Raw genomic sequence first — 17,523 nt, forward strand, 5'->3', positions numbered from 1 at the left:
CTGTTCAACAATGACGGGGAGGCCTGCGGCCTCCGCGAGAAGGACGCGGTCCGGCTGGAGAAGGGAGCGTCGCGGGATGTGCGCACTGCCCGTACGCGACGCGCCGGGCCCGGACGATGGTGGCGGCCGGGCGCCGGGGTGACCGCCGACACGGCACGGGCGGCGGCCGTCGCCCGGCGGGGCGTACGGGTGGCGGTCGCGGCGTGGGCCGGGTTCTACCCGCTGCTCTACGCGGCCGACCGGCCGGTCGCCGCCCTGTACGCACTCTTCGCGCCCGTCGCGCTGGGCCTGCTCTCCGCCGTTCCCGGGTCCGGCCGCCAGAAGGCGACCGTGGTGCTGTGCGCGCTCCCGCCGGCCCTCGCGCTGGCGTCACTGGGGACGCTGCTGGCCGTGGACACCTGGGCGGCGGTCGGCGGGATGCTCGTCATCGGGTTCCTGCTCGCCTTCGCCGCCGTCGCCGGGCCGCGCCCCGCGGGTGCGGCCCCCGGCCTCCAGCTCTTCTACATCCTCGCCTGCTTCCCGCCGTACGCCCCCGGCACGCTCGGCGACCGGCTCATCGGCCTGACCGCGGGAGCTCTGCTCCTCACGGCGTGCGAGGCCCTCCTGCTGCCCGAGCGGGCCGTCCCCTCCCTCCGCCACCGCCTGGCGGACGCGCTGAGTACCGCCGCGGACGAGGCCGCCTCGCCCGGCCGCGTACCGCCCGCGACCCTGCGCGCGGCCGGTGAACGGCTGCGGCTGTCATCGCTGCCTCCGGCGGAACAGCCCGCGAGCGCGGGGCGGACGGACCGCGCGCTCGACCAGGCCGGCCGTTCGGTGCGCCGGCTCCTGAACCAGCTGGCCACCCTCTCCGAGATGCCGTCCGCGCCCGCCGATCCGGCATCCGCCGAGCTCCTGGCCCGGGTCGCGGAGGTGTGCCGGGCCTGTGCGTCCTACCTGCGCACCGGGGAGCGGGCCCCCGTGGCCGGCACACTCGAAACGGCCATGGAGGACTTCGGGGCGGAGCGCGTACGGCTGACGTGCGGGCCGCCCGCCCTCGTACCCCCGCTCGCCGTCCTCAGGCGGCAGTCGCGGGTCCTGGCGCTGGCGGAGTCGGCGCGGATCGTGGAGGTCACCACGGACATCGCCGCGCACGGCAGACCCGTCGGTCCGGCCGTCCCGCGCGATCAGTTCTGGTACGCGGAGCTGTCGACGCCCGTCCTGTGGGCCCGCCGGGTCCTCGGGAACATCACCCTCCGCTCGGTGCTCTTCCAGAACGCGGTACGCACGGCCCTCGGGCTCGGCGCCGCCCGCCTGGTGGCGGGCACCCTGGATCTGGCCCACGGATTCTGGGTGCTGCTGGCGGTGCTGACGCTCGGCCGGACGACGGTGGCCGCGACCTGGCAGGCGGTGAGCCGCGCCGTCGCCGGCAACGCCGTCGGTGCCCTCGCGGCGGGCGCGCTCCTGATCGGGCTCGGACCGCACACCGATGTGTACGCCGCGCTGCTCGTCCCGGTGATGCTGGCGGCGTTCTGCCTGGGGCCGCTGCTGGGCGTCGCCGGAGCGCAGGCGGGGTTCACCCTGGTCGTGGCCACCGCGTTCGCCCAGATCTTCCCCGTCACCTGGCGGCTGTCGGAGACGCGGATGATCGACGTCCTCACCGGCAGCGCGATCGGGCTGCTGTGCGCGCTCCTCGCCTGGCCGGCCGGGGCCCACCGCGAGGTCCGCCGCACCATGGCCGGCCTGCTGCACTCCTGCGGCGGCCTGGTCCCGGCCACCGCGCGGATCCTGATGAACCCCGCACCCGGCGTACGGAACCCGGCACCGATCCTCCCGAGCGTGCACCGGCTGCGCCTCGCCGAAGCGGCATACGCGCAGTACCGCAGCGAGGCCCCCGCCCGCCGGGCCGGGACCGAAACCGACTGGCACGCGGTACTCATCGTCGCGAGCAACACGATCCTCGGCGCCCACCGCCTTCCGCACCTGGGTCTCCCCCGGACCGCCGAGCCCACCGGCCCGCCCGCGGCCTGGGCCCGTACGGCCGCGACGGAGCTGGAGGCGGAAGCCGACCGGATCGCCGCCCTGGTCGGCGGCGGGAACCCGCCGCCCGCGCGACCGCCCGCCCCGGCCCCGGCCGACTACGCGCCGTCGTCGCTCTCCGTGGACCTGGAGGTGTGGCTGACGAGCCTCGGCCGCCAGCTGGCGTGGATCGAGGAGACGGCCCGGCGCGGCGAGAGGGGCGGCCATGCCGATGGCTGAGCTGGAGGACGGCACCCTGCCGTCGGCCGGACGGGGCACCAGGTTCGCGGTGCTGGGCACGGCCCTGCTGCTGTGCGTCGTGGTGGCGGTCCTGCAGGTGAGCACCCCGCCCTCCTCGCACATCGCGTCCATGCTGGTCGCGGTCCCCGCGCTCGTCGCGTTCGCGTTCGGCCCGCCGATGATCGTCGGTGCGGCGGTCGTGGCGGCCGGAACGCGCTGGCTGCTCCTGCCGACGGAGCCGCAGCGGATCGGCTCCGTGATCGGCACCACCGTGGTGATCTGCGTGATCGCCGCGCTGAGCTGCTTCGTGGTCCGTCGCGGGGAGCGGGAGTCCGCGCGGCTGCGGAAGGTGGTGTCCGTCGCCGAGACCGCGCAGCGGGCGGTCCTGCGCCCACCGCCCGAGACGCTGGGCCCCTTCCGTACGGCCGCGAGCTATCTGGCCGCCGCGCAGTACGCCCGCATCGGGGGCGACCTCTACGCCGTGGCGGACACCGAGTTCGGCGTCCGCGCGCTGATCGGGGACGTACGCGGGAAAGGGCTCGACGCCGTGTCCACCGCCTCCGCGGTCCTCGGCTCGTTTCACGAGGCGGCGTACGAGGAAGAGACGCTGGGCCGCCTGGCCGGGCGGCTCGACACCGGCCTGAACCGCTTCCTGCGCGACGACGAGGCGTTCGTCACCGCCCTCCTGATCCAGACCGCGCCCGACGGCCACACGGAGGCGTACTCCTGCGGCCACCCGCCCTCACTCGTCCTGCGCGACGGCACGGTCCACGAGCTCCCGGCCGCCACCGGCCTCCCGCTGGGGCTGCGCACCCTCACGAGCGCCCCCACCGAGGCGGAAGGCCCCCGTGTCGCCGGAACGCTTCTACGCCCCGGCGACACGGTCCTGCTGTACACCGACGGCATCGCGGAGACCCGGAACGAGACCGGGGCCTTCTACCCGCTCGCCGACCGCCTGACGGCCTACCAGCGCGCCCACCCCCCGCCCGTCGACCCGGAGCACCTGCTCGCCTGGCTCCAGAAGGACGCCCACGACTACAGCTGCGCCGACACCTACGACGACGCGGCGCTCCTGGCACTCGCCTGGCCGCCGGAGCGCCCCAGCCGCAGCGCCGAGACGAGAAAGAAGATGCCGCCCGGAACGGCATAGCCGATCGCGCCTGTGAGCGCGGGGTCAGCGGCGCCCGCCGACCCGACGAACGACGCCCCGGCCAGGACCGAGATGCCACCGCTGAGGATCATCGGCCACTGGCCGCCCATCCGGCGCCGCGGAACGGCCACGATCAGCTGCACAAGACCCGCGACGACCGCCCATGCCCCCCACACCCGCAGCACCGCGGGAATCCCGGAGGCGGCGGCGATCCCGACCCCGGCCGCCGCAGCGAGGCTGACCGCCATATTGACGTAGAGCAGCGCCGGCGAGCGGGTGGCACGGGACGCGTTGGCGTCCACGACGGCGGCACCCACGTCGAACAGCGGATAGAGCACGAGCAGCGCGGCCACGACCGGGCTGATCTCGTCGGCCGTCGCGAACATCACGAGGGCCCAGAGGATGGCGAACGCGGCGCGGACGAAGTACAGCCGCCGCAGCGCGGAAGCCGTGTTCCTGATGTCCGAAGGGGCGGCAACGGTGCTCATGGCGAACCTTTCGACGGGGGTACGGGGAACGCGGCGGACCGCCACGTCACGCAAGAACGAACGTTCTGCCCACCAGATTGGCAAGGCTGCACACCCCTGTCAAGACCGAACGTTCTACCTCGCGCCGAGTAGGCTGGCGTCATGGCGCACAACGCATCCGAGAGCCGCCCGTCCGAAGCCCGGGACCGGCTCCTCAGCACAGCCACCCGGATCTTCTACTCGGAAGGCATCCACTCCGTGGGAGTGGACCGCATCGTCAAGGAAGCGCAGGTGACACGGGCGACCTTCTACCGCCACTTCCCCAGCAAGGAGAACCTGGTCGTCGCCTACCTGACCGAGGCGGACCGCGCCCTGCGGGGCCAGGCCGAGGCGGCCATCGCCGTCGGACTCCCCGCACCCGACACGCTTCGCGCCATCGGCGCGTCCATCGCCGAGGCCATCGAGTCCCCCGGCTTCCGCGGCTGCGCCTTCCTCAACGCCGTCGCCGAGTACCCCGACCCCGCGGACCCGGTGCACCAGGTCGTCCTCGCACACCGCCAGTGGTTCCTGGACACACTCACCGGCCTCCTGCGCACGATCCGCGAGGAACCCGCCGCCCGCGCGGCCCGCCACTTCGTCATGCTGCGCGACGGCGCGATGGCGGCCGGCTGCCTCTTCGACCCGGAGCTGGTGTCCGAGACCTTCCTCAACGGAGTGGAAGGCCTCCTCAAAGCCCAGGCAACGGCATCGTTCACCTGAGGACTCCCCGGGCCCGCGTCACAGCGGGCCCGGAACGACGAAATCCCGTCCAGCCAGAGGCTGGACGGGATTTCATGTGTCTGTGGACCTGTGGGGATTTGAACCCCAGACCCCCTCGATGCGAACGAGGTGCGCTACCAGACTGCGCCACAGGCCCTTGCGACGTGTGAAACTCTAGCACCCTCCGGGGGGTGCTCGGAAATCCGTTCCGCGCTGGTCAGCCGTGGCGTGGCTCACGGCCGTCCGACGCGGCGTCACTCATTGGCCGCGCGGGGGCGGTCGCCGTCCTCGTACTGGTCGAAGAGCGGGGTGCGGCCCCGGTCGCGGGAGCGGCGGGACTGCGGGGAGCGCTGGCGCGGCGCCGGGTCCACCGGGGGTGCCGCGGGGTCCGGCTGCGCGGGCTCGGCGGTGCTGGAGCGGGCCGCGCTCCAGGTCTCCGGGTTGCCGACCTCGACCCCGCCCGTGGCGCGCGGGGCGACCGGAGCGGTGACATAGGTGGGCAGGGGCACCGGGACCGGCTCCCAGCTGTCGCCCTGGACCCGGCCGCGCTCGCGCTGCTGGTCCACCCACTCCGCGTGGTCCGTCTGCTCGACCAGGGCGCGGCGCCCGGCCTCCTGCGGGGAGACCGTGGGCGTCGGCTCGGGGGCCGGGTGGCGCGGCTCGGAGTCCTCGTCGGCCTCGGCCGACGCCGTGGTCGCGGGCTGGTGGCGGCGGGGGCGGTTCTCGCGGAGCCGCTGGGCCGCCACCTCGGCGCGCCGCTGGTCCATGGTGAAGGCGAACCGCCGCCGCTCGTGCGACCTCAGGTGCGCGATGTACGCGCTGAGGAGCACGGCCGGGACCGCGGGCGCCCACAGGAAGCGGAGCCCGCCGACCGCCGCGACGATCGCGCCGAGCGTGAAGGCGAGGAAGAGGATCACGGTGGTGCGCCGACGGCGCGCGAGGACCTGGAGGCGCTGTGCGCGCCGGGCGCGTTCCGCGTCGATGCCGCCGGGGCGCGCGCGCCGGGCGGGGGCGGGGACGGGGGCGGCGGGCTCGGCGCCACGCCGCTTGCGGGGGGCGCGCTCCGGCGTACCGGCCGGTTCGTGCATCCGGGCCTCGGTGTGCGCCGGGGGCGCGGCGAAGGCCCGGACGTCGACGGAGTCCATTCGGTCCGTGCCCGCGTCCGGGTCGGCGTCGGGTGCCGCCTCGTCCTCGGTGCGCTCCTGCAGCCCCTTGGCATACCGGCGCTCCATCGCCGCCCGGCCGGAAAGCAGCCGGATGGCGGTGCTGAAGCGCTCCGTCGGACGCTCTTCGTTCAGCTCGTCCTGCCTGCGGAGCCACATCGGCACCAAGTAGGCGGCCCAGGCCCCGACAATGACTGCGTAGATGAGGCCGCTGCTGCTCACATCTCACACCGTAGAGGGGTTTGCGCGGAGGGATCCGCCAATTGGCGCGGTGTGTCGCACGATCCGGCCGATATCGCGGACTTTTTTATGAGGGCGCGCATCAGCCGATCGAGAGTAATTCGAACAAACTTTTTATTACGTGGGAGACTCCGGCTGATCCGTACGGGGAACCGGCCGCGAGCGGTGCCATCTCCGCAGCAGCCCGTCCGGCACTTCCTCCGCCGTGAGCGCGTAGATGAGGTGGTCGCGCCACGCCCCGTCGATGTGCAGATAACGCGGGCGCAGCCCCTCCTCGCGGAATCCGAGTTTCTCCACGACGCGACGGCTCGGCCCGTTCTCCGGCCGAATGCACACCTCGATGCGATGGAGCCCCACCACCTGGAAGCAGTGGTCGACGGCGAGCGCGACGGCGGTCGGCATCACCCCGCGCCCGGCCACCTCGCGGTCCACCCAGTAGCCGACGTGCCCCGAGCACATCGAGCCCCAGGTGATCCCGGCGACGGTCAGCTGCCCGACCAGCCGGCCCCGGTACTCGATGGCGAACGGCAGCATCCGGCCCGCGTTCGCCTCGGAGCGCAGATGGCGGATCATCTGGCGGTACGTGGGCCGCTGGGCGACCGGTCCGCCGGGCGCGGGCGGCGGGACCGTCGCCTCCCAGGGGCGCAGCCAGTCCCGGTTGCGCCGGTTGACCTCGCGCCAGTCCCGCTGGTCGCGCAGCTTGATGGGCCGGAGGGCGACATCACCGTCCGCCAGGATCACCGGCCAGGTCGCGACGTTCAGCTCGGGCTCCCGGGTCGGGGGTGGTCGCCACCGCGCAGCTGGTCCACGGCGTGCACCAGGAGCCGTCCGAGGACGGCGAGCCCGTCGCGCACCCCGCCGGTCGAGCCCGGGAGGTTGACGATCAGGGTGCGGCCGGCCACGCCCGCCAGACCGCGCGAGAGCGCGGCGGTGGGGACCTTGTCGCGGCCCTCGGCCCGGATCGCCTCGGGGATGCCGGGCACCTCGTGGTCCAGGACGCGGCGGGTGGCCTCGGGGGTGCGGTCGGTGGGCGAGATGCCCGTACCGCCGGTGGTGACGACCACGTCGTACGCGGATGCCACCGCGGTCCGCAGCGCCTGCTCGACCGGGTCGCCGTCGGGCACGACCTGCGGGCCGTCGACGGTGAAGCCGAGCCCCGTCAGCGCCTCGGCGATCAGCGGCCCGCCCCTGTCCGCGTAGACCCCGGCGGACGCGCGGTTCGACGCGGTGACGACAAGGGCGCGGTACGGGGCCGGGGCGTCGGCGGCGCTCACGCGTCGTTCCCGGGGGCCTCGGCGCGTACGTAGTCGCCGGACTTGCCGCCCGACTTCGCCTCGACCCGGATGTCCGTGATGACCGCGGCCTTGTCGACCGCCTTGACCATGTCCACGACGGTGAGCGCGGCCACCGACACCGCGGTCAGGGCCTCCATCTCGACGCCCGTGCGGTCGGTGGTCTTCACCGTGGCGGTGATCTCCACCGCGTCGTCGGCCACGCTCAGCTCGACGCCGACGCCGGAGACGGCCAGCGGGTGGCAGAGGGGGATCAGGTCCGGGGTGCGCTTGGCGCCCATGATCCCGGCGATCCGGGCGGTGGCGAGGGCGTCGCCCTTGGGGACGCCCTCGCCCCGGAGCAGTTCGACCACACGCGGCGACACGAGGACCCGGCCGCTGGCCCGGGCGACGCGCGCGGTGACGTCCTTCCCGGAGACGTCGACCATGCGGGCGGCCCCCGCCTCGTCGATGTGCGTCAGCCTGTTCTGCGTACTCAACTCACTCCGCCTAGCGGTAGGGCGCCGGATTCCCCGGGCCGCACCGGGGCGCGGGTCCGGGGGCCGGGGGGTGTCCCCCGGACGGCACAGCGCCAGATACCGTACCGCCACCGGGGCGCGGTCAGCGGAGCAGGATCACCTCGGTGTCGGAGCCGGGTTCGGCGGAGGTGACGTCCTCGCGGAGCACGATCAGGGCGTCGGCCTGGGCGAGCGCGGCGATCAGATGCGAGCCGGAGCCGCCGACGGGCGTGACGGTGCCCGCCTCGGCGTCGTACGTCCCCCGCAGGAACTGGCGCTTCCCGGCGGGCGAGGACAGGGCCTTGTCCGCGACGAGCACGGCCTTCACCGTCGGGCGGTCGGCCGCGGGCAGGCCCATCAGGGTGCGGATCGCGGGGCGGACGAACAGCTCGAAGGAGACGTAGCTGGAGACCGGGTTCCCGGGGAGGGCGAGCAGCGGGGTGTGGTCGGGGCCGATGGAGCCGAAGCCCTGCGGCTTGCCCGGCTGCATGGCGAGCTTCCGGAAGTCCACGCCGCCGCCGGGCTCGTCCTCGTCACCGACGGAGGACAGGGCCTCCTTCACCACGTCGTACGCGCCGACGCTGACGCCGCCCGTGGTGACGAGGAGGTCGGCGCGGATGAGCTGGTCCTCGATGGTGGCGCGCAAGGTCTCGGCGTCGTCGGCGACGGCACCGACGCGGTAGGCGATGGCCCCGGCGTCCCGGGCGGCGGCGGTGAGGGCGAAGCTGTTGGAGTCGTAGATCTGCCCGCCGGTCAGCTCGCCGCCGGGCTGCACGAGTTCGCTGCCGGTGGACAGGACGACGACGCGGGGGCGGGGCCGCACCTTGACGGTGGAGCGGCCGATCGCGGCGAGCAGGCCGATCTGGGGCGGTCCGATCACCGTGCCCGCCTTGAGCGCGAGGTCGCCGGGGCGCACATCGCTGCCCCGCTCCCGGACGTGGGCGCGGGCCTCGGCGGGGCGGTGGACGCGGACCTCTCCCCCGGCGCCCTCCGGGGCGTCGCTGTGGGCGCGCATCGTGGTGGCGGGGCCCTCGCCCGTACCGCCGTCGGTCCACTCGACGGGGACGACGGCCTCGGCGCCCTCGGGGAGCGGGGCGCCGGTCATGATGCGGGCGGCCTCGCCCGCGCCGACGCGGCGGCCGGGGCCGAGGCCGTCGTCGCCGGCCGCGACGTCACCGATGACGGTGAGGACGGCCGGGAACTCCTCGGTGGCGCCCTCGACATCGGCGACGCGGACCGCGTAACCGTCCATCGAGCTGTTGTCGAAGGGCGGCAGCGCGACCTCCACCACGACGTCCTCGACCAGGACGCAGCCCTGGGCCTCGGGCAGTTGCAGCTCGATGGGTTCGAGCGGCTTCACCGCGGCGAGGATGTCTTCCAGGTGCTCGTCCACCGACCAGATCGTGCTGCTCAACGTGCTACATCTCCTCGGTGACGTACCGGCGGAGCCAACTGCGGAACTCCGGCCCCAGATCATCACGTTCGCACGCGAGTCTGACAATGGCACGCAGATAGTCGCTGCGGTCGCCGGTGTCGTAGCGGCGGCCCTTGAAGACGACGCCGTGCACGGGTCCGCCCGCCTTCTCGTCCTCGGCGAGCAGTTGCAGGGCGTCGGTCAGCTGGATCTCGTTGCCCCGGCCCGGCTCGGTCCGGCGCAGTATTTCGAACACCGCGGGGTCCAGGACGTAGCGGCCGATGATCGCGAGGTTGCTGGGCGCTTCGGCGGGTTCCGGCTTCTCGACCAGGCCGGTGACGCGTACGACGTCCGGCTCGGCGGTGGCCTCCACGGCCGCGCAGCCGTACTGGTGGATCATCGCGGGCGGGACCTCCATGAGCGCGATGACGCTGCCGCCCTCGCGCTCCTGGATCTCGGTCATCCGGCTCAGCAGCGGGTCCCGGGGGTCGATGAGGTCGTCACCCAGAAGCACCGCGAACGGCTCGTCGCCGACGTGCGGGGCGGCGCACAGGACGGCGTGACCCAGACCCCGGGGGTCGCCCTGGCGGACGTAGTGCATGGTGGCGAGGTCGGTGGACTCGCGGACCTTGCGCAGCCGGTCGGCGTCGCCCTTGCGGGTCAGGGCGCCCTCCAGCTCGTAGTTCCGGTCGAAGTGGTCCTCCAGGGGACGCTTGTTGCGGCCGGTGACCATGAGGACGTCGTGCAGTCCGGCGGCCACCGCTTCCTCGACGACGTACTGGATGGCAGGCTTGTCGACAACAGGCAGCATCTCCTTGGGAGTGGCCTTGGTGGCCGGAAGGAAGCGGGTCCCGAGGCCCGCCGCCGGGATGACGGCCTTGCTGATCCTGGGGTTCGACTGGGTCATGCGCTGAACCTTAACGGGGCCACATGGGCGGAAGATGAGGCTCCGGTTAACTTTGTCCTCATATAGCCCTGTCCGAGAGGCCGGTGGGTGCCCGTTGAACACCGACATGTCCGCAAAGGCCGTACTGCGGCGTGAACTGCTGGCCGCGCGCCGCCTCCTGACGGATCAGGACGCGGAACGGGCCGCCTCCATTCTCGCCCGCCACGCGCTCGCACTGCCGGAGCTGAGCGGAGCCCGTACCGTCGCCGCGTACGTCTCGGTGGGACGCGAACCGGGCACCCGCGCCCTGCTGGACGCGCTGCGCGCGCGGGGCGTACGGGTGCTGCTGCCGGTGCTCCTCGCCGACAACGACCTGGACTGGGCGGCGTACGAGGGCGCGGAAGCGCTCGCGAAGGCGGGGCGCGGGCTGCTGGAGCCGACCGGCGAGCGGCTGGGCCCCGATGCCGTCCTGGAGGCGGACGCGGTGCTGCTGCCGGGCCTCGCGGTGGACGCGCGCGGCATGCGCCTGGGGCGCGGCGGCGGCAGCTACGACCGGGTGCTGGCCCGCCTGACGGCCGCCGGGACCGCACCCGCGCTCATCGTCCTGCTGTACGCGAACGAGGTGACCGCACACGTCCCGGCGGAGCCGCACGACTTCCCCGTCGACGCGGTGGTCACACCGGAAGGCCCCCGGCGCTTCGGCGTGAGCTGAAGCATCGGGGGCCTTGAGGGGCGCGCGCCTACGGTTTCAGGGTCAGCGTGTCCGTCGTCGTCCCGGCCACGGCGTTCGTGCCGTAGGCCCAGGGCAGCAGTTCACCGTTGACCCACTTGTCGGTCTGGTCGGTGTAGTGCGCGCTGAACGCGTGCCCGGAGGCGCCGGTGAGGTTGATCCAGCGGGACTTGTCCCAGTCGGCCACGTTGACGACCATCCGCATCGACGGCACCCAGACCACCCCGTAGCCGCCGGCCGCGTTCCAGCCGGTGGCGTCCACCGCGGCCTCGCCGCCGCCGAGGTTCCAGGGGCCCCGGTTCAGGACCCGCTGGAGGAGTCCGGGGCCCTCGGTGCCCAGGGTCTGGTTCTTCAGGGTCAGCTGGTGGAGCCGGCCCCAGTTCCAGGTGGTGATGTCCTTGCCCAGCTTGGCCGTCAGCTCCCAGCGCGCGTCCTCCATGGCGCGGGCGAACAGCTGGTCGCGGGTCTCGGTCGCGTCGTCCTTGCGGCTCCTGGGCGACTTCCACCACTTGCTGTCCGGCTTGTCCATGAGGTTGGCGACGACCTGGTACCAACGGTCACCGCCGTCCGGCTGCGCGGAGTCCGGGGAGCGCTGACCGCACTCGCGTACCAGCCGGTCCTGCTCGTCGGCCGGGCCCGAGTTCTTCGCCGGGGGCACGTTCAGGCACTCGCCCTCGACGCGCATCTCCTTGGGCAGCTTGTCGCCGAAGGCGAGCTTGAGGATGTTGCGCCAGACGCCGTTGAAGTACGCGGCGGCGGCCGAGTCGGCCTCCTGGGTGTAGTCCCAGCCCTCCAGCAGCTTCTGCGCCTGGCGGACGTCCTTGTCGGAGATGTTGATCTTCAGCAGTTCGGGCACCAACAGCGCGGCGATCTCGCTGGTGTTGTCCATCTGCATCTTCTGCATGTCTTCGGTCGAGATCTTGCCGCCGCCCTTGATCTTCGACTGGATGAGGTCGTTGATCCGCTGGCTGCGGCTGCCGTAGCCCCAGTCCTTGGTGAGCAGGTACGGGTACTTGTCCTCGTCGATCACGGCCTGGTTGGCGGTGACGATGTAGCCGCGCTTCGGGTTGTACTCGTAGGGCAGCTCGTCGAACGGGATCGGGTCCTTCTTCCAGCCGTACGCCGAGGTCCAGCCAGGGCTGGGCGTGGTGCCGTCGCCCTGCTTGCGCTGCGGGATCTTGCCGGGCGCCTGGTAGCCGATGTTGCCCTTGGTGTCGGCGTAGATGAGGTTCTGCGACGGAACCTCGAAGTGCTCGGACGCCTTGCGGAAGCTGGTGAAGTCGTTGGCCCGGTTCAGCTCGAAGACGGCGTCCATGGAGTGGCCGGGCTCCAGCGCGGTCCACTTCAGGGCGACGGCGTAACCGTCGGCGCGGTCCGGCGCCGAGTTGGTGACGGGAGCCTTCTGGCCGACCTTCTCCAGCTCGCTGCTGCGGTCGGAGACCAGCGGGCCGTTGTTGGTCTCGCGGACCGTGATGTGCCGGTCCTTGCCGCCCGCGACCTTGATGGTCTCCTCGCGGGTGGTGAAGGGCTTGGTCTTGCCGTCGTACAGGTAGCCGTCGGAGGTGACCTTCTCCAGGAAGAGGTCGGTGACGTCGGCGCCGAGGTTGGTGAAGCCCCAGGCGATGTCCTGGTTGTGGCCGATGATCACCCCGGGCATGCCGGAGAAGGTGTATCCGGCGGTGTCGTACTTGCAGGTTTCGGAGACCTGCCGGCAGTGAAGGCCCATCTGGTACCAGAGGGACGGCAGCATCGGCGCGAGGTGCGGGTCGTTGGCGAGCAGCGGCTTGTTGGTCGTCGTGTACTGCCCGGAGACCACCCAGGAGTTCGAGCCGATGCCGGTGCCGTTCGGGCCGAGCAGCGCGGGGATCTCGTCCAGGGTGTCGGAGAGCGCGCCGAGCTGCGTGTTCAGGCCCTGGGTCGCGTCCGCCACGGTGTTCGCGCCGCTCGCGCCGGTGTCGGTCGCCTTCGGGTCGAACGTGCCGGTGACCGAGGAGATGGCGCCCTCGGTGACGATCGGCTCGTGCTTGTCGTACGGGTAGTCGGGGTAGAGCTGCTTGATCTCGTCGGCGTCGAGCCGGCTCGTCATCAGCGAGCGGTCGATCTCGTCCTGCATGTTGCCGCGCAGGTCCCAGGCCATGGCCTTCAGCCAGGCGACCGAGTCGACCGGGGTCCACTCCGACGGCTTGTAGTCGTTGGTGAGGCCGAGGGCGGCGTACTCGACGGAGATGTCCTTGCCGTCGCGCCCCTTGAGGTAGGCGTTCACGCCGTCCGCGTACGCCTGGAGGTTCTTCTTGGTCTCGGCGGACAGGACGGTGTCGTACTCCTCCTGCGCGACCTTGCGCCAGCCCAGGGTCCGCAGGAAGGAGTCCGTCTCGACCTGTCCGGAGCCGAACATCTCGGAGAGCCGGCCGGCCGTCAGGTGGCGGCGTACGTCCATCTCCCAGAAGCGGTCCTGCGCCTGTACGAAGCCCTGCGCGCGGAACAGGTCGGCGTCCGAGTCCGCGTAGATCTGCGGGATGCCGTATCCGTCGCGCTTGACGTCGACGTTGCCGGAGAGGCCGTCGATGTGGATGGTCCCGCTGGTCTGCGGGTAGGAGGCGCGCACGGTGGATACGGACCAGTACGTTCCGTAACCGATGCCCGCGACGAGCGCCAGCACCAGGACGATCAAGAGCAGTCGGGCGCGGCGCCCCTTCTTCTTCTTGCGCGGCCCGCCACCGGCGGTACCGGTGGATCCGGAAGAGGCGGTTGTTGTGGCGGGCATCGCTGTCCTTCGAGGGCAGGGCGGTCCTGGGAGTGCAGGAGCAACCATAGGCGCAGGGCGTCACCCACTCGGACGCGGTATCAGGATGGCTCGAATTGCGTAGCGATCGTACGAATACTCGAACGCATCAAGAAAGCGTTAAAGATTAGGTAAGGTAACGAAGTACCGGCCGCCGGAAGACGATCCGGCAGGCGTACGCAGGGAAGGACCGGCCACTGACTGTCCACACGCTCAACGAACTCCTGCTCGTCTGCTCGCTCGTCCTGCTCGTCGCCGTCGTGGCGGTCCGCATCTCGTCCCGCAGCGGGCTCCCCAGCCTGCTCCTGTACCTCGGCATCGGTATCGCCCTGGGCCAGGACGGCTTCTTCGACGTCAAGTTCGACAACGCGGAACTGACGCAGGTCATCGGCTACGCGGCGCTCGTCGTGATCCTCGCCGAGGGCGGACTCGGCACGAAGTGGAAAGAGATCAAACCGGCGCTGCCGGCTGCCGTGATGCTGTCGCTCGTCGGCGTCGGCATCAGCGTGGGCGTGACCGCGGCCGGGGCCCACTACCTGGTGGGCCTGGAGTGGCGGCAGGCGCTCATCATCGGCGCGGTCGTCTCCTCGACGGACGCCGCCGCGGTCTTCTCCGTGCTGCGCAAGGTCCCGCTGCCCGCCCGCGTCACCGGCGTCCTGGAGGCCGAATCCGGCTTCAACGACGCCCCCGTGGTGATCCTGGTGGTCGCCTTCTCGACCATCGGCGAGGTCGACAGCTGGTACGTACTGATCGGCGAGATAGCCCTGGAGCTGGCCATCGGCGCCGCCGTCGGCATCGCCGTGGGCTGGCTCGGCGCGTACGGGCTGCGCCATGTGGCGCTCCCCGCCTCCGGTCTCTACCCGATCGCCGTCATGGCCATCGCCGTCTCCGCGTACGCGGCCGGCGCCATGCTCCACGGCAGTGGCTTCCTGGCCGTCTACCTGGCCTCGATGATCCTCGGCAACGCCAAGCTGCCGCACTGGCCGGCGACCCGGGGCTTCGCGGACGGGCTCGGCTGGCTCGCCCAGATCGGCATGTTCGTCCTGCTCGGCCTGCTGGTCACCCCGCACGACCTGCTGGACGACTTCTGGCCCGCCGTCGTCGTGGGCCTGGTCCTGACCGTGGTGGCACGGCCGCTGGAAGTCTTCATCTCGCTGCTGCCGTTCCGATTGCCCTGGCAGGAGAAGGCCCTCATGTCGTGGGCCGGGCTGCGCGGCGCCGTACCCATCATTCTCGCGACCATTCCCATGGTGTCCGGGATCGACGGATCCACCCGGGTCTTCAACATCGTCTTCGTCCTGGTAATCGTCTACACCCTCATCCAGGGCCCGACCCTCCCCTGGCTCGCCAAGGCCCTCAACATCAAGGACGACCCGTCCGACGCCTCCGACCTGGGTATCGAATCGGCGCCCCTGGAACGGCTGCGCGGGCACCTGCTGTCGGTGGCCATCCCCGCCGAGTCGAAGATGCACGGCGTCGAGGTCGGGGAGCTCCGCATGCCCGCGGGCGCCGCGGTCACCCTCGTGGTGCGCGACGACAAGAGCTTCGTACCCGCCCCGTCGACGGTGCTCAGGCGCGGCGACGAACTGCTCGTCGTGGCCACCGACCCGGTGCGCGACGCGGCCGAGGCACGGCTGCGCGCGGTCGCCGAGGGCGGCAAGCTGGCCGGCTGGCTCGGCACACCCGGCGGACAGCCGGGCGGAATGGAGTCCCCGGTGCCGCAGGTGGCCGGGGCGCTCAAAGCGGTGAAGAAGCTCGGCGGCAGGACCGACGAGGGCAAGAAACGCAACGCGAAGGCACATCACTGAGCACACGCTGCGTTCACAGGCGGCGAGGGGCGGGGTGCACACAATCACAGGGCCCCCGCCCTTCCTGCCTGTAGCATGAAGGAAAACCAGTACCACCGATTGATCGACCAACTCTGCCTGACGCAGAGCTGGCGCGACCGTATGGCGGTCGTGGCGTCCTCCGTACCGGCCGTGCCCCGCACACCGGCCACGAGCGCCCGGCATCTACCGCAGTTCCGCGCGAAGAGGACAGCTCTCGGCAGCCCCGCCCGGGCCCGCACTCCTGTGCCGGCCGCCTCGGGGGCACGGCCACCAGGCGGCAGAAAGGCAAGGACCGTGGCGTCCACGGTCTCCGAACGCCCTGGATACGGGCAGCTGCTGCGCACCCCCGGGGCGTGGACCTTCCTCCTCCCCGGCTTCGCCGCACGGCAACCCTTCGCGATGCTGACCATCGGCATCGTGCTGCTGGTCCAGCACACCACCGGCTCGTACGGGAGCGCGGGCGCCGTCGCGGCCTTCACCGGGGTCTCCATGGCCCTGTTCGCGCCGCAGACCGGCAAGCTCGCCGACCGGCTCGGCCAGCGGGCCGTGCTGCTGCCCGGCGTCCTGGTGCACGCCGCCTCCGTCTCGCTCCTGGTGACGCTCGCCCTGGCGGACGCGCCCCTGTGGGCCCTGTTCGCCGCGGCGGTCCCGACCGGCGCGTCGGTCCCGCAGATCGGCCCCATGGTGCGGGCCCGCTGGGCGGCGATGCTCGGCGCGGCACCGGGCCGCGAGGCGTCCCCGCTGCTGGTGACGGCCGCCGCGTTCGAGTCGGTGACGGACGAGTTCACCTTCGTCATCGGCCCGGTCATCGCCACCGCGCTCTGCACGGGCGTGCACCCGGCGGCCGGTCTGATCGCGGAGGCCGCGCTCACCCTGGTGGGCGGCCTGCTCTTCGCCGCGCGGCACGCCACGCAGCCGCCGGTCCGCGACCGCGCCCTGCCCGGCGCCGAACGGCACGCCTCCGCCCTGTCGATCCCCGGCGTACGCGTGCTGGCGGTCGCCTTCCTCGGCATCGGCTCGGTCTTCGGCGGCATGCAGGTCTCGCTGACCGCGTTCGCCGAGGAGATCGGCAACCCGGGCGCCAACGGCGTGCTGTACGGGATCTTCGCCGCCGGCAACATGCTCGCCGGGATCGCCTGCGGGGCCATCGCCTGGAAGTCCGGCCCCCGCCGCCGCCTGCTCGTCGGCTACACGGCGCTGGCGCTGACCGCGTCGGGCCTGTGGGCGGTGCACTCCGCACCGCTGCTCGCCGGGCTCGGCCTGCTGGTCGGGCTCTGCATCGCTCCGGCCCTGATCAGCGGCTACACGCTGGTCGAGGCGCTGGTGCCGGGCTCGGCGCGGACCGAGGCGTTCACCTGGCTGACGGGCGCGGTGGCGCTGGGCCAGGCGGCCGCGGTGACGGTGGCCGGCCGACTGGCGGACGGGCACGGCGCGAGCGCCGGTTTCCTGGTCCCGCTGGTGGGTACGGTGCTGGCCCTGGCAACCCTGCTGACGCTGCGTTCGAGGCTCCTCCCGGCCCGTGTGGGACGGACCGTGGCGCGTGGTATCGGTCACCGCGGGCCGGTCACGGTGGACTGATCCAGCGGAATACGTCACTATGGAGCGTCGTTAGCACTCATCGAGTCAGAGTGCCAGGAGGAACAAAGTGCCGACCTACCAGTACCAGTGCACCGAGTGTGGCGAGGGCCTCGAAGCGGTGCAGAAGTTCACCGATGACGCCCTCACGGTGTGCCCGAACTGCGACGGACGCCTGAAGAAGGTGTTCTCGGCGGTCGGCATCGTGTTCAAGGGTTCCGGCTTCTACCGGAACGACAGCCGCGGCTCCTCGTCGAGCAGCACGCCGGCGTCCTCCGCCTCGAAGACCTCCGGTTCGGGGTCGTCCTCGACCAGCTCCTCGACGTCGTCGGAGACGAAGTCGGCGTCCGCCCCGGCGTCCGCGTCGTCCGGCTCCTCCTCGTCCTCCTCTTCCTCGACGAGCGGTTCGTCGGCCGCCTGAGCGACCGGCTCCACAGCTTTCCCGAAGACCCCGCCGAGCGATTCGGCGGGGTCTTCGCGTACCCGCGCCCGCCTGCCTGCCTG

The 17,523-nt window shown here is 72.2% G+C and carries 15 protein-coding genes and 1 tRNA gene; 7 read left to right on the top strand and 9 right to left on the bottom strand.

Features of this window, described 5'->3' with window-relative positions; all coding sequences use genetic code 11:
• Nucleotides 1-138: 138 nt before the first annotated feature.
• Both AMK18_RS27950 and AMK18_RS27955 read left to right on the top strand, forming a co-directional pair.
• Entirely contained in the window at nucleotides 139-2,235 is a 2,097-nt protein-coding gene (locus AMK18_RS27950) for an FUSC family protein (protein ID WP_073864946.1), read from the top strand.
• Nucleotides 2,222-3,385, top strand: a complete 1,164-nt coding sequence (locus AMK18_RS27955) for a PP2C family protein-serine/threonine phosphatase (protein ID WP_073864947.1) — start codon at nucleotides 2,222-2,224, stop codon at nucleotides 3,383-3,385. The genes AMK18_RS27950 and AMK18_RS27955 overlap by 14 nt, the downstream gene beginning before the upstream one ends.
• On the opposite strand, the gene AMK18_RS27960 is transcribed toward AMK18_RS27955, so the two are convergent.
• A complete protein-coding gene (locus tag AMK18_RS27960) occupies nucleotides 3,289-3,873 on the bottom strand; it encodes a hypothetical protein (protein ID WP_018104224.1) in 585 nt (194 codons plus the stop codon). The genes AMK18_RS27955 and AMK18_RS27960 overlap by 97 nt on opposite strands.
• Nucleotides 3,874-4,014: 141 nt before the next feature.
• Between AMK18_RS27960 and AMK18_RS27965 the strand changes: the two genes are divergently transcribed.
• Entirely contained in the window at nucleotides 4,015-4,611 is a 597-nt protein-coding gene (locus tag AMK18_RS27965) for a TetR/AcrR family transcriptional regulator (RefSeq protein ID WP_073864948.1), read from the top strand.
• A gap of 83 nt (nucleotides 4,612-4,694) precedes the next feature.
• Here the strand turns inward: AMK18_RS27965 and AMK18_RS27970 are convergent.
• The 7 genes from AMK18_RS27970 to galU all read right to left on the bottom strand — a co-directional run bounded on the left by AMK18_RS27970 (nucleotide 4,695) and on the right by galU (nucleotide 10,124).
• A tRNA-Ala gene (locus AMK18_RS27970) sits at nucleotides 4,695-4,768 on the bottom strand.
• Nucleotides 4,769-4,865: 97 nt separating this feature from the next.
• Nucleotides 4,866-5,996, bottom strand: coding sequence for a divisome protein SepX/GlpR (sepX, locus tag AMK18_RS27975; protein ID WP_073864949.1), 1,131 nt, complete (start codon nucleotides 5,994-5,996; stop codon nucleotides 4,866-4,868).
• Nucleotides 5,997-6,131: 135 nt separating this feature from the next.
• Complete coding sequence (locus tag AMK18_RS27980) at nucleotides 6,132-6,755, bottom strand: GNAT family N-acetyltransferase (RefSeq protein ID WP_073864950.1); 624 nt, start codon at nucleotides 6,753-6,755, stop codon at nucleotides 6,132-6,134.
• Nucleotides 6,756-6,772: 17 nt separating this feature from the next.
• Complete coding sequence (locus AMK18_RS27985) at nucleotides 6,773-7,288, bottom strand: MogA/MoaB family molybdenum cofactor biosynthesis protein (protein ID WP_073864951.1); 516 nt, start codon at nucleotides 7,286-7,288, stop codon at nucleotides 6,773-6,775.
• On the bottom strand, nucleotides 7,285-7,785 hold the full coding sequence (moaC, locus tag AMK18_RS27990) for a cyclic pyranopterin monophosphate synthase MoaC (RefSeq protein WP_073864952.1): 501 nt from the start codon (nucleotides 7,783-7,785) through the stop codon (nucleotides 7,285-7,287). The genes AMK18_RS27985 and moaC overlap by 4 nt, the downstream gene beginning before the upstream one ends.
• A gap of 121 nt (nucleotides 7,786-7,906) precedes the next feature.
• On the bottom strand, nucleotides 7,907-9,217 hold the full coding sequence (gene glp, locus AMK18_RS27995) for a molybdotransferase-like divisome protein Glp (protein WP_018104230.1): 1,311 nt from the start codon (nucleotides 9,215-9,217) through the stop codon (nucleotides 7,907-7,909).
• A gap of 4 nt (nucleotides 9,218-9,221) precedes the next feature.
• On the bottom strand, nucleotides 9,222-10,124 hold the full coding sequence (gene galU, locus AMK18_RS28000; RefSeq protein ID WP_073864953.1) for a UTP--glucose-1-phosphate uridylyltransferase GalU: 903 nt from the start codon (nucleotides 10,122-10,124) through the stop codon (nucleotides 9,222-9,224).
• 106 nt (nucleotides 10,125-10,230) lie between these two features.
• Here galU and AMK18_RS28005 point away from each other — a divergent pair, with 106 nt between their 5' ends.
• Nucleotides 10,231-10,815 carry a 5-formyltetrahydrofolate cyclo-ligase gene (locus AMK18_RS28005; protein ID WP_073865049.1) on the top strand — a complete coding sequence of 195 codons (585 nt, stop codon included), beginning with the start codon at nucleotides 10,231-10,233 and terminating at the stop codon, nucleotides 10,813-10,815.
• 28 nt (nucleotides 10,816-10,843) lie between these two features.
• On the opposite strand, the gene AMK18_RS28010 is transcribed toward AMK18_RS28005, so the two are convergent.
• The gene (locus AMK18_RS28010) at nucleotides 10,844-13,597 is read right to left on the bottom strand and encodes a penicillin acylase family protein (RefSeq protein ID WP_073864954.1); all 2,754 of its coding nucleotides are present in this window, start codon (nucleotides 13,595-13,597) and stop codon (nucleotides 10,844-10,846) included.
• Nucleotides 13,598-13,875: 278 nt separating this feature from the next.
• Between AMK18_RS28010 and AMK18_RS28015 the strand changes: the two genes are divergently transcribed.
• From AMK18_RS28015 to AMK18_RS28025, 3 genes are all read left to right on the top strand, one after another.
• Nucleotides 13,876-15,423, top strand: coding sequence for a potassium/proton antiporter (locus AMK18_RS28015; protein ID WP_018104235.1), 1,548 nt, complete (start codon nucleotides 13,876-13,878; stop codon nucleotides 15,421-15,423).
• 315 nt (nucleotides 15,424-15,738) lie between these two features.
• Complete coding sequence (locus AMK18_RS28020) at nucleotides 15,739-17,022, top strand: MFS transporter (RefSeq protein ID WP_073864956.1); 1,284 nt, start codon at nucleotides 15,739-15,741, stop codon at nucleotides 17,020-17,022.
• A 67-nt stretch (nucleotides 17,023-17,089) separates the two neighbouring features.
• The gene (locus AMK18_RS28025; protein WP_026171665.1) at nucleotides 17,090-17,440 is read left to right on the top strand and encodes an FmdB family zinc ribbon protein; all 351 of its coding nucleotides are present in this window, start codon (nucleotides 17,090-17,092) and stop codon (nucleotides 17,438-17,440) included.
• The last annotated feature ends 83 nt before the right edge of the window (nucleotides 17,441-17,523 follow it).

This window comes from Streptomyces sp. CB01249, assembly GCF_001905735.1.
Lineage (GTDB): Bacteria > Actinomycetota > Actinomycetes > Streptomycetales > Streptomycetaceae > Streptomyces.